Source organism: Bradyrhizobium sp. WSM4874 (assembly GCF_055811835.1).
In genome coordinates this window covers 1-12,114 of record NZ_JBVVPR010000082.1, presented here as the reverse complement: position 1 = coordinate 12,114, position 12,114 = coordinate 1, and the positions used below count along the sequence as shown (strand labels likewise).

The 12,114-nt window shown below is 59.7% G+C and carries 3 protein-coding genes and 9 pseudogenes; 6 read left to right on the top strand and 6 right to left on the bottom strand.

Annotation, left to right across the window (positions count from 1 at the left end; translation table 11 throughout):
- Both AC0L3P_RS38125 and AC0L3P_RS38120 read right to left on the bottom strand, forming a co-directional pair.
- Positions 1-347: pseudogene (locus tag AC0L3P_RS38125) on the bottom strand (transposase family protein); the annotation flags it as partial.
- Between the two features lie 684 nt (positions 348-1,031).
- Positions 1,032-1,712 (bottom strand): hypothetical protein, encoded by a 681-nt coding sequence (locus tag AC0L3P_RS38120; RefSeq protein WP_473309189.1) that lies wholly within the window; start codon positions 1,710-1,712, stop codon positions 1,032-1,034.
- Positions 1,713-3,205: 1,493 nt separating this feature from the next.
- Here AC0L3P_RS38120 and istA point away from each other — a divergent pair.
- From istA to AC0L3P_RS38105, 3 genes and pseudogenes are all read left to right on the top strand, one after another.
- A pseudogene (istA, locus tag AC0L3P_RS38115) lies at positions 3,206-4,329 on the top strand (IS21 family transposase); the annotation flags it as partial.
- A 661-nt stretch (positions 4,330-4,990) separates the two neighbouring features.
- Entirely contained in the window at positions 4,991-5,764 is a 774-nt protein-coding gene (locus AC0L3P_RS38110; RefSeq protein WP_473309188.1) for an outer membrane protein, read from the top strand.
- Positions 5,765-6,063: 299 nt separating this feature from the next.
- Positions 6,064-6,347 (top strand): annotated as a pseudogene (locus tag AC0L3P_RS38105) (P-type DNA transfer ATPase VirB11); the annotation flags it as partial.
- Positions 6,348-6,599: 252 nt separating this feature from the next.
- Here AC0L3P_RS38105 and AC0L3P_RS38100 read toward each other — a convergent pair.
- Positions 6,600-6,862 (bottom strand): annotated as a pseudogene (locus AC0L3P_RS38100) (IS3 family transposase); the annotation flags it as partial.
- Positions 6,863-7,084: 222 nt separating this feature from the next.
- Here AC0L3P_RS38100 and AC0L3P_RS38095 point away from each other — a divergent pair.
- Positions 7,085-8,463 (top strand): annotated as a pseudogene (locus tag AC0L3P_RS38095) (IS110 family RNA-guided transposase).
- A 2-nt stretch (positions 8,464-8,465) separates the two neighbouring features.
- Here the strand turns inward: AC0L3P_RS38095 and AC0L3P_RS38090 are convergent.
- Positions 8,466-8,721, bottom strand: a pseudogene (locus AC0L3P_RS38090) (transposase); the annotation flags it as partial.
- A gap of 241 nt (positions 8,722-8,962) precedes the next feature.
- Here AC0L3P_RS38090 and AC0L3P_RS38085 point away from each other — a divergent pair.
- A pseudogene (locus AC0L3P_RS38085) lies at positions 8,963-9,377 on the top strand (transposase); the annotation flags it as partial.
- 571 nt (positions 9,378-9,948) lie between these two features.
- Here the strand turns inward: AC0L3P_RS38085 and AC0L3P_RS38080 are convergent.
- Together AC0L3P_RS38080 and AC0L3P_RS38075 are read right to left on the bottom strand one after the other, a co-directional pair.
- A pseudogene (locus AC0L3P_RS38080) lies at positions 9,949-10,975 on the bottom strand (IS110 family RNA-guided transposase).
- Between the two features lie 173 nt (positions 10,976-11,148).
- The gene (locus tag AC0L3P_RS38075) at positions 11,149-11,460 is read right to left on the bottom strand and encodes a transposase family protein (RefSeq protein ID WP_473309187.1); all 312 of its coding nucleotides are present in this window, start codon (positions 11,458-11,460) and stop codon (positions 11,149-11,151) included.
- A 13-nt stretch (positions 11,461-11,473) separates the two neighbouring features.
- Between AC0L3P_RS38075 and AC0L3P_RS38070 the strand changes: the two are divergent.
- Positions 11,474-11,971 (top strand): annotated as a pseudogene (locus AC0L3P_RS38070) (transposase); the annotation flags it as partial.
- Positions 11,972-12,114 lie beyond the last annotated feature (143 nt).

The following is a 12,114-nucleotide window of genomic DNA, read 5'->3' as shown; positions in this document are numbered from 1 at the left end:
CCCAGGTGATGGACGATGTGTTCGAGCCGTGCCGTCCGACGCCGTCGAAGCGGAACGACGTCTTCTCCGAACCGCTCTGCGAAGATCCGACGGCGGCAATGCGGCGCCTCACATGTGAAGCGCCGCGTGAGCAATCGGAGGCGCACCTTTCTGCCCGCTGACGGCATATCGGCCACGTGCCGGATCTAACGGCTATGGACTAGGCGCGATGCTGTCGCGCACAAAGGGCACCGAGCCTCCGCAGCTTCCGACCTAACTGCCAGAATAAGCGAATCAATTGAGTCACTTACGCCATCAAACACCAAACCACTCGGTACTAGCGATGAGATCTGAAAGCCCGTCCGCATGGCGCTGATTCTCCGTTTGAGAACCACAGTCGCCGGCAAACTTCATCAGAAATGAGTCAGACCCCCTTTTGGATGCCGATAGGGGGTCCCAGTCGAACGCCGATTGACAGACATGTCGCGCTCTACCTGGGTGATGACCAAGCTATTCATCTGAGCAAGAAGCAGTCCGCTCCGGTGATTTGGTCCTTCGCTCAATTTCTCGAGCTTCCCGAAATATCGAACCTTCGTTGGCGCAAAGCGGCTCCGCCATCTTGGCGTGGGCCTACAATCGAGGGTAGTCTTCGCCATGTCCGTTTTGGGGGCACTTTGACGGATGTTCGTCTGCCTCAAAAGCGAGGAACGTTGAATTTCACGGGACGGCTGTATTCATGCTTGCAGCCGATAGCCATCTTGCCCCTCGCTCAATTCGCATCCATTCGGTTATGGCCGGCTGCGTGCTAACGAGGCCGCGCGCTATCTGGTCGATTATGCCGAACTACCGCATGGCCAAGAGCAGGCGTAACCGCCGTCAAACTCCGCCATGCGGCATAATCCGGCTTACGGCATAATGCCCTAGCTCAGGACCTCCTGATAGATAGTAGATAGAGCTGAATCCTTGGATTTGGCGCAGCGCGGGCGCGCTAAGCGCGCGTTTCGCCCACTTTCACAGCCGGCAAAAAATCGGCGCTTCGCGAAGCCGCATGGTCATGCGGGCAGGTGAGGCAACACGCCAGGTGCGACGCTGGTCACCCCCGTGGTCGGGTCGACGACCAGAATCGGAATGCCAGGGTAGATTGTGGGCCACGTCGACGTGTCGTTGATCCACGCGACTGCGCTGGGCGAAAGCCATCCGGTCAGCGTGACGATGTCCGCGTAACGCTGGGCGAGGGGGAGGGCGAGGATCGGCTCGTAGTGAGCGACCCGGTTACGCAGGCCGCGAAAATCCGAGAGCTGCGAAGCGATCGAGTGACGCTGTAGCTTGCCTGTCTGGAAAATCGGCCGTAGGTCATTGCCCCACAGATGGGTGCTTTGGCGGCCGAACAGCGAGCTCCAGAATCCGAAATTGAGCTCGGCGACCATCTGGCCATGCGTGCCGGCCTTCCGGTCACGCTTGAGCTGTTCGCGCGACTTGGTGACGCAGCTCTGTTGATAGGGCGTGACCAGGACGGCCGGGTCGTCCATCCAGTCAACGCCGCGCGTGGCGATTAGGCGCCGGTCAGCGACGTTGCGCAGGGCGACCTCGAGCATATGTAGGGGACCGTACAGCGCGGCTGACAGCTGCACGTTGAAGGTGTATAGTCGTCTGGCTAACGCGTGATCTTGAGCGGCCCAAAGCCGGTACGTGCTGAAGCGGTCCGCCGATAGGGCATCCTCAAAAGTCGGCATCGGGGCTCTTTTGCATTGAACTTTCTTCCAAGTTGCCCTATTATATCCGGGTAAGCCCCGCTTGGTCCCTGCACTTGCACACCTTCGGGGCAAGCTTTTTTAGAGGCCCGGTCGAGCTCACGCTCCCGGGCCTCTTTCTCCTTCTAAGTCATTGTTTCGCATAACCTATCTTGAGGAACGTCGGGGTTGCAACTTGTTTGCGCTCCCGTCGAAAGTGCGAGCGAGAGAGGCCTTTAGACAATGGACGACAAAGCGCGTCAGAGTTAATCCGCTAACGCGAGGACAAAACATAGCCGTCGTCACAGGATCACCCGAAGAGACGCATCATTATTGATGATGAGTGGCTCGAGCGCGTTCTGCAGATCCGCGGTCCGACGTTGGGGACGTTATGGTTGACTTGCTCGATCCAACGGTCACTTACAAATCCGCCGCATCGCGATCAACGCTAGCCCAGCGGCATGCCGCACCCTACATTCTCGCATGGTCGTTCTAGCGTAATCAGCGTCCGATACCGTGCGCGCCATGATGATTATGGCGCGCGGAGCAGCGAAGAAACGACCAAGCGTCTCTGACGCGGACTGTCGGACTTACGACACGTCGGTACGTTCTATCAGGCCTCTTACAAGATCGATTGGCTCCATCATTCGCGCTGCCGTCAACAGGCTCACTTGGACGTGACCTGACGTTTCGGACCACCAATTTCAGTTTGATCCAAGGCAGCCTCGCGAAACTTTGTTCTGACAATCGGGACCAGCTCACAAGTCGATAAGAGCACCCCGTCGCCGACGGATCGTGTCGGTGAGGCTGCGGCGGATATAATTGCAGACCGCCGCGGCGAAACACTTGAAACAAGCAATCCCTGGACCAATGGTCAGGTCGAGCGCATGAACCTTGATCCGCTCCAGAAATGCGATACTAATCAGGGCGGTCCCGGCATTTCATGGGGCGACCGGCCTGGGCCACCGCGGGATGTGTCGGTGCCCAGTCTGGTTTTGGCGGAACGGTAATCGCGCTCACGGGCACCCAGGCTCGTTCGAGCGTCACCGGATCGCGCAGCTGGGCGAAAGTCTCGGTGCGAATGTCCAGCCACTCGAACCAGCGACCCTGGACGGCGACAAGCTGGGCTGGCCGGAGCACGCCGAAATGATCTCGAGGAGAAACCCTTATCATTCGTCAAGCTCGACTTTGAACCTTGGCAGGAGAGTTCAAGATGATATTGCGCCCTTGTTCAACTACCGGAACTGGGATTTGACAGTCACAGGCTAGCCAACCCGACCAATCCGTTTCCCGTCGAGCCGGAGCTTTGGCCGCAATAGGTCCAGCCGTTAAATATTTATTCGTTGGCGCCTGGGCACGCGGCAAGTGCATGGGCGGTGTTGCGCGCCATGGAAAACTGCTCCCTCGGCGTCACGAGGAATTGCTCTCTCCTTGGATGAGCCAAGGAGAGAGTGAAAGAAAGAGGCTCGTCGTGGATTGATCCCCGGGGGCAGGTGATGAAGACGCCGGATGACGTGGCGGAGATGATGCGCCTGAGGGAGTGCGGGTGGGACTACGTGGTGGCGGGCGGGGTGAAGGCGTTCAAGTCGCCTGAGCGCCCGAAGCGGCTCGATGATCTCGAAGGTTGGCTGCGCGAGAAGTTCATTCGGCATCACGGCAATGCGGATGTGGTGCACCAGGACCTGTTGGCCCAGAAAGGCGTGGCAGCCAGCCGGCGAACGCTGCAACGCGCCGTGCAGTCCTATCGCCAAGCGCTCACGGCCGAAGCGCTGGCGACGACACCGTTCGAGATGCCCACGGGCCGGCAGCTGCAGATCAACTTCGGCGAGCGTCTGGTCGAGGTCGGCGAGGTGAAGATCAAAGCATTCGTGTTCGGCGACACTCGGGCATTCGCGGCGGCTGCATGTTCGTGCGTTCGAGGCGAGAAGCAAGAGCTCTGGTTCGCCGGGCTCGAGAGTGCATTCACGACCTTCGGCGGCGTGCCGGAGGAAGTGCTGATGGACAACCCACGCGCTCGTGGTGCGCCACGATGCGGTGAGCCGGTCGGTTCAGTTTAACGACAAGCTCATCGCGTTCGCGAAGCACTGGGGTTCCGTCCTCGTGCCTGCGCGCCGTATCGGGCGCGCACGAAGGGTAAGACGGAGAATGGTGTCGGCTACGTGAAGAAGAACGCGATCGCGGGGCATTCCTTTCGCGAGCTGGGAGGCATTCGAGCCGCATCTCGCCAGAGTGGGAGCGTGAGGTGGCGAACGTACGTATCCACGGCACGACCGGCTGGGCGCCGATCTCGCTTTGCGCCTGACGAGGCGCACCGGTTGAAGCCGCTCGGCGGGTCGTTCGGATCGCTGCGCGAACCGGCCCGCGGCGTCGGCAACGATTGTGCCGTCGAGATCGACACGAACAGCTACTCGGTCCCGTGGCGGCTGATCGGCGAGCGCGCGCGGTGACGGTTGCGGCCGGCGAGGTGCGCATCGGCCACGGCATGCGGGAGGTTGCGGTCCATAAGCAATCGGAAGGTCACCGGCTGCGGATCATCGATTCCGCCCACCTCGACGGGGTTGCCGGTCGCAATGGTGCGGTCTCCCGATCGGCAATCGCGAACCCGACATTGCCCGTGCCCTCTCCACGAGGCAAGCGGGCAATGGCGATCTTGCCGAACACGCATTGTTGCCGATGCTCGCAGACTTTTCGCGATACGGCGTGGAACGGCTTTCTCGAATTGAACCGGCTGGCGTTATCGGAAGCCTTGCCGGGCAAAGCGAAAGCCGCGCGCTGGCGGTCGCGATGCGATGATCAGGAAACACTATTCGCGCGTCGCGGTGGGGGATCTCCTTTGCCGACGGATGCAAGAGCACCTGATGGGCGGCGGCCATATAAATTCCCCTGAAGGAGAGCCGGTTGGCGCTGTGGAGCGGATCGATCCAGGCGGCGAGTTCGGCTTCCTTGAGAGCGCTGACGCCAGGAGATCCACTTCAGCCGTGTCAGTGTTCTGGAAGGTCGGGCGAATATCACTGTCGGCTCGCGTGTATCTATCGAGGAGCTCGGTGAAGATGGTCTGCGGGCCCTCGCAGTCAAAGTTCTAAACAGATTGGCTCAAGTGCGTTCCTGCGGGCCACAGCATCCGGGACCGGCCAGACCCGCACTTTTGACCATCCATCGGATGCTCAGGCAACGCTTGCGCCCCAGTCAACTACCTCCCTTGGGAGTTGATGGAGAAGATGGTCACATGGAATCCTCCTTAATACATCATCAAGGAAGTCGATACGAAGCTGGGTTTGGAGATGAAAGACATCCTGCTGGGCACGGTAGCCTTCATTGCGCTAGCTGCTGCTGCTTCTGCCGCTGATCTGGCCCCGCGATCCTACGTCAAAGCGCCCCCGACGGTCATTCCAATCTATGATTGGAGCGGCTTCTACATCGGCATGAATGGCGGCGGCGGCTCCGCGCATCAGTGCTGGGACCTGCTTAATTCTGGCGGCGTGGTCGTCGCTCCGCCCGTCAGCATGGGGTGCCATAATGCGACGGGAGGCGCGGTCGGCGGTCAAATCGGCTATCGCTGGCAGATAGCGAACTCGGTGTTCGGCCTGGAGGCGCAGGGCAACTGGGCCGATTTCAAGGGCTCCAGCGCCAATCTCGCTTTTGCAGGCGTCCAGGATGAGTCCAAGCTTGATGCATTCGGCCTGTTCACGGGCCAAGTCGGCCATGCCTGGAATAACGTGCTGCTCTATGTGAAAGGTGGCGCGGCGGTTGTCCACGACAAATACCGGGTCTCCGATATTGCGACCGGGCTGACTTTTGACAACGGCAGCGAAACTCGTTGGGGCGGCACGGTAGGGGCGGGCCTGGAATTTGCCCTCGCTCCGAACTGGTCCATCGGCGTTGAGTACGACCATCTGTTCATGGGTCACCGGGACGTAGACTTCTTTTTTTCAACAGGAATCCCGGGTGTTCCGGTGGGCGCTTTTGCAGGGACTGCCCGTATCGGTCAGGACGTCGATATCGGTGTGGTCCGCGTGAACTATCGCTGGGGTGGCGCCGCCGCCACGATATATTGATCTTCGCCAGAACGAAAGCGTTCCTTCACAGGGGGCACGAACAGCCGGATAATCCTGCGCTGCTCGTCTCTCAAGGTAGCAATCATTGATGTAGGTCATTTCCAGAAACTACGTAAGGATTGTCCGTCGTCAGAACATTTGAGACTGATCAGGCGTCTCAAGAAGGGAGGATCTGGCTCATCAGGGGTTAGAGTTTAAGCTGCTTGCGATTGATGCTGCAAGCGGCGGTTTGCGATGGTATTGCGATCGCCTCAGCTCTGCCGAGAGTAAACATCGTCAGGAGTGACGTTGTCGATACTCTCATGATAGCGTGCTTGCGGATACGGCCAGGGGCTCCTGCTGCAGGACCTTCGCGATGGGACGGCGTTCTTCTGTTTGAGGAATATGAACTCCGAATGTCCGGGTCCATCACAACGGTCCATGCCGACAGGCCCGGCTCGCCTTCGAGCAACTGACCTTGTTGGTGAAAGGAAAGCGCGAAGGCCCTGACCTTCATCGCGACGATATCCGCTCGCTGCTGCTTCTTCTTGTCGACGTCATCGTCCAGATGCAGAAGCGAGATGGCCACTACCGCATCTCGTAAATCTATTATAACCCCGTTCGCAAACGCAACCACGCCAATTATACGAGCGATTCCATGAAACCTGCGGTGGAGCGGGTTGAATCAGCGCTGTGTGGCGCGAGCACTGGCCGATGGCCAGCTGGTGGCCCTCGATGATCGTCCGCGACCAGGCAAGGAGCCAACGATCACGCCTGAGGCCAAGGCCTGGCTGGTATCGCTGGCGTGTGACAGGGCCAAAGACCATGGGCTATCCGCATGAGTGAACGACGCGCAGAGCGCCTCTATCCCCATCCGCCGCATCAGCGTCTTGATATGCCGGCGGCCGATCTTGCACCCCTCGGCAGCCAGCAGGCCTCTCAGCATGCGCGAACCGGCGAAGGGAAACTCCAGATGCCGCCATCGAGACACCGCATGGTCGCGAGATCGGCGTCCGGCACCGGGCGCGGCAGGTAATAGACGCTGCCGCGGCTGATCTGCAAAACTTCCGCCTGCCTGGTGATCGATAGATCGAGCCCGCGGTCGATCATCGCAAAAACTGATCTTGGCGCTGCACGCCCCCGGTGGGATAGAAACGAATCGGCGATAGACTGCGTTCGGAAGGGAGCGGCCGATACGATTTGGTGCCATTTAACCCCGTTAAAAAACCTGATCCATGAGCTGTTGCGGACTTGAGAGTGGCGACGCCGCAAAGACGATCCCGTTTAGGAATCTGATCAATTGCGCAGCTCAGCCCTTCTCTGTCAGCAGGAGGATTGCAGATGTACCGCAAGGAGGCGAAGTCCAAGGTCGACCGTACCATGCCCATAGTGCCCCCGAACGCGGCTGCCATCGATGTTGGTGCGACTATGCACATGGCCGCCGTAGGACCTGATCACGCACTTAAGCCAGTACGCAGTTTTGGCACCTTCACGGCTGATCTCGATCAACTGGTAAAGTGGTTTGTGGAATGCGGAGTCGAGACCGTCGTGATGGAATCAACCAGCGTCTACTGGATTCCGATCTTTGAGCTTCTCGATGCACGGGGATTTTCCGTGTTTCTTGTCAACGCGCGCGACGCCAAGCACGTGCCGGGGCGCAAGACCGATGTCAGCGATGCGCAATGGCTGCAGCGGCTCCATTCGTTCGGATTGCTGCGGGCGAGTTTTCGGCCCAAAGGGCCGATTGCGGAGCTGCGAGCCTACGTGCGTCAGCGCGAACGTCTGCTGGAGTACGCCGCCTCACACATCCAGCATATGCAAAAAACATTGACCGAGATGAATCTTCAACTCCACCACGTTGTGGCCGACATCACGGGCGCGACCTGGCCTGCGCATCATTCGCGCGATCCGTGCCGGTGAGCGCGATCCTGAGACGCTGGCGTGCTTGCGCCACTACAGTTGCCACTCCAGTGTCGCGACGATCGCGAAGGCGCTCACCGGAAGCTACCGCGCGGAGCATCTGTTTGCGCTCGATCAGGCACTCGCCCTTTACGACGCGTATCACGAGAAGGCATCTGCCTGTCATGCCCGAATCGAAGGTGTGTTGAAGGAACTCACTATCCATAGGGATCATGATTATGGATCAGCGCCGCCGGTCTCGCGGCGTCGGAAACAGAACCGATCAAGCGAACGCTCTGGCTTTCGACGTCCGCGCGTCCTTGTTTGCGCTGCTCGGAAAGGACGTCACCACCATCACGGTCTCGGTCCTTACCTCTGGCTGAAGCTGATCGCAGAATGCGGCGACGACCTTACCTCTGGCCAAGTGCAAAGCATTTTACCTCCTGGCTGGGCTTGGCACCGAGCAATAAGGTCTCCGGAGGCAAAATGCTCTCGTCCCGAACGCGCCGATCCGGCGGCCGGGCCGCAGCTCTTCTAGGTCTTGCTGCCGTAACCGTCGGACGCACTGATACCGCGCTCGGCGCCATTTATAGAAGACTGTCGTCCCGCATTGGCAAGGCAAGGCAGTCACCGCGACGGCTCGCAAGCTAGCAGTCCTGTTCTATAACGCAGTGCGTCACGGAATGGACTACGTCGATCCCGGGGCCTCGTCCTATGAGACACGCTATCGGACGCGAGTGATCAACAATTTGCACCGACGTGCCAAGGCATTCGGCTTTGTCCTGCACCCCTTGGAACCGGGAGCTGGTGCCGTTTCTTAGGAATCGTTCTCCAGCGTCAGCTCCCCGATCTTGGCATGCAGCGACTCACATCGATCGCAGGCGCCGCCGGCGCAGCGCCGCCAAGTCCAAAAACTCCGGAAGCGCACCCTCCAGCTGCGCCTTCCACGCCGTAATCTGATTGGGGTGGACGCCGAACTGCTCGGCGAGCTGAGCTATCGTCCGGTCCCCCTTGACGGCGGCAAGCGCCACCTTCGCCTTGAAAGCCGGTGTGTGGTTCCGGCGTGCTCGTCTGCTCATCGTCGCTCCTGATTCGCAGGCACCAGCGTGCCCGCTGTCAGGCAGAAACTCCACTTACCGACCTGTTCAAATTTGCAGAGCCGGGATCATGGTCGTGTCCCCGGTGGTGGTGTAGCTCGGTAGCAAAGCCGCCCGGACGCGCCCCCGATAGCGCCGTAGCGGGCGGGCGGCTTTGGCGGTGGTCACCGGCAGTTCTCCGGTAGGATCGGGTTGCGACACGCCAACGCACGAGGAACCAGCGATGACCGACGACATGATGAACCTGCGCACGCTGGTAGAGAAGTCCCCTGACGCCTATCTGCTGCGCGAGATGATCGGCTTTGCCGCCCAGCGTCTGTTGGAGCTGGAAGTGGGAGGCCAGACCGGGGCGGCCTATGGCGAGAAGAATCCCGAACGCCTGGCGAGCGCAACGGTTACCGCGACCGGATCTGGGAGACCCGTGCCGGCGCCGTCGAGCTACGCATCCCCAAGCTGCGCAAGGGCTCCTACTTTCCAGGCTTCCTCGAGCCGCGCCGCATGGCCTAGAAGGCGCTCACCGCCGTGGTGCAGGAGGCTTATGTGCAGGACGTTTCGACCCGCTCGGTCGACGATCTGATGCAGGCCATGGCATGACCGGCATCTCCAAGAGCCAGGTGAGCCGACTGTGCGGCGAGATCCACGCCACGGGACACGATCCAAGTCATCAAATCACTAAAGTCAAGTTACCCCTACCAGCAGGTGCCGCAGCTTCAACTGCCGTAACCCCGACCCACAGACGTACACTCCCGGCGGCAATTGGTGTCTAAATGCAGTCAATGACTTTCGCTCTATTGAAATTTGTGCCGTGGTCGGTGAGAATGTGCCCAGGGGAGGGGCCATGGCCCTTTAATTGCGGACTGATGTCAACTCTCTTTTTGAAGCCATTCGGCAAGACGGTAGCGCTCGGCCCGTTGAAGCGGGTCGGGGTTACGGAGACGGGGCGAGCGCGGCTAGTAGATCGATAGCCAGCTCGGTAGTGTTGGTCGACTAGCCGTCACCTAAATCTCAACGATCCGCTGCCCGTCGCTGGGGTCATGGTCCTTTCCGAGGTCGCAAGCGCCTCATGATGATGTCCGGATCGGGTGCCTCATCGTTTGCAACGGCGTGCGGACGAGCCGCCGCCAGCCGATTGACCGAGGTCACCGCGACCACCGTCCCAGCGGGACATCGCCGGCCCGGCGGACCGGGCCAGGAGCTTACAAAATAAGGTTAGGCCGGCGCGTGGCCCCAGTCGAACGACGTGCCATCGACCCAAATGCAGTGGAGGATCACCGCGATCCTTGCGGGCAATGGCGACCTTTGCCTTTTTCATACCGATCCGCTTCGCGAGCTTCACTCCCCAGGCCTTGAGGAAAGACCATTTTTTGGTCCGATAGAGAAGGACGGTCGCTGCCTCGAACAAGTAAGTTCGGAGAAGCCTGTCGCCCCATCTGGATATCTTGCCACTAGTGTCTGCTTCACCAGATTGGTTGCGCCGAGGTGTGAGGCCGAGATAGGCGCCGACTGCCGAGGCGGATCGGAAGCGGGACGGGTCATCGATCGTATGGCGGAACGTCAAGGCAGTCACCACGCCAACACCAGGGACCGGCATCGGGCGACGCGTCGTCTCGTCAGACTTCGCCAATCGGCGGACCTCGTCGTCGAATTTGCTCTGCTGCTGGCAGATATGCTCATGAATCGACAGGAGCGGCGCGATCACGTTGAGAAGTTGATGATCTTCGCCCAATAGCTCGCCGACCTGGTTACGGAACTGTTGGCCAATCGCACGAGGGAATAGTAACCCACATTCCTTGATTAGACTGCGGACCTGGTTCTTAATATCCCGGCGTATGGACACAAGGCGGCATCGCGCGACAAGGATCGCTGGAACCTTCTGGCTCTCCTCGCTCTTGATTTTGACTTCTCGATACCACCCAACCCGCACCAGTTCGGCAAGGCCCCGAGCATCATTCCGGTCGCTCTTGTTCATGCGGACCGACAGTGCTGCGTGTGCATGCCTAGCATCGATGCAAACGACGGGGAGTTCAACCTTACGAAGCTCGTGCCAAAGCCAGCTTGCCATCGCGCCCGTCTCAAAGCCGATGCGCTCCGCCAATGGCGCATGCTTACGAAGCAGCTTGGACAGATCGCCGGGATCAGACTTGGCCTTTCCTTCAAAAATCGTTTGATCAGTCTCGTTGACAACGCAAACCGAAGTCTCTCTTTGCGAGACATCCAGGCTGACGTATTGCCTCATGACAGCTCCTCCGAATGGCTTGATTGCGAGAGCTCGACGACAACGGAGCTTTCGTGCCTCGAACGCTGACCGCAATTACGTCATCGTCTGCAAATTTGGCTCTGACTCATATGTGGAACGGCCCGGGCTGCAAGATCTTTCTCTGGTTGAACAAGGGATGACGGTGCGGCATATCAATGGTCCTTCCTTTGTGGCGCCTCTCTACGCGACCACGTTAGGCACTTTTGATGCCGGTTCGAATCGAGCCGGGTCGTTCGCCGCGCCCACGGTGCCAGAGCTCCGTCATCGAAGCGCTCGGTGAAAATACGCCAATCGCACAAAACAGTAAGGCAGCGAAAGCGGCGCGCCACGACCACCAGGCGAACCTGCCGCCCCGCCAGCGGCAGATCGGTGAGGCGCCGCTGATATCGGCTATGAATCCTCGCTGAAGTGGTCCCGCAACCCGGACAGAGACTGGTCCTGCTCGTGGGACGTACGGTGATCACGGTTGTAGCGCCACTATGGCGTCGCCTCAAGGCGCAGGGATTTAGAGGCTCGGTGCGGGTCGTTGCCGAATGGGCGACACGCCGTCGGCGTGCCGAAACGCCCGATGCTCAGAGCCTGCAGCGCGTACCATCCGCGAGAACGATCGCCCGCCTGATGACCAATGGCCGCGATACGTTATCAAAGTCAGAAACCGTCACCATTGCGGCCATCGAGCAAGGCGTTCCACTTCTGGTGGAAGCTCGAGAGATCATAGCCGCTTTCCATGCGATCATCCGCAAGAAGGCCCGCGGAGAGCTTGAACCATGGTTGGAACGAGCGCGCGCAAGCCTCGTCATGTCTTTCGCCAATGGCGTCATCAAGGACAAGGCCGCTGTCAGCGCAGCGATCACGACGTCATGCTCCAACGGACAGACCGAAGGCCAGATCACCAAGCTCAAACTGGTCAACCGCCAAATGAACGGACGCGCCAAGCTCGGCTTGCTACAGGCTCGGCTAATCGGCGCCACATGACCAGTGCTGCACCAAATTTGCGTCAGAGCCAATATTGCAAGCCGAATGACAGTTCATGCCATAGCTAACTCGCCATCGCACCGGTCTCGAAGCCGATACGCTCGGCATGAGGCGCATGTTTGTTAAGCAGGTCAGTCAAGGCA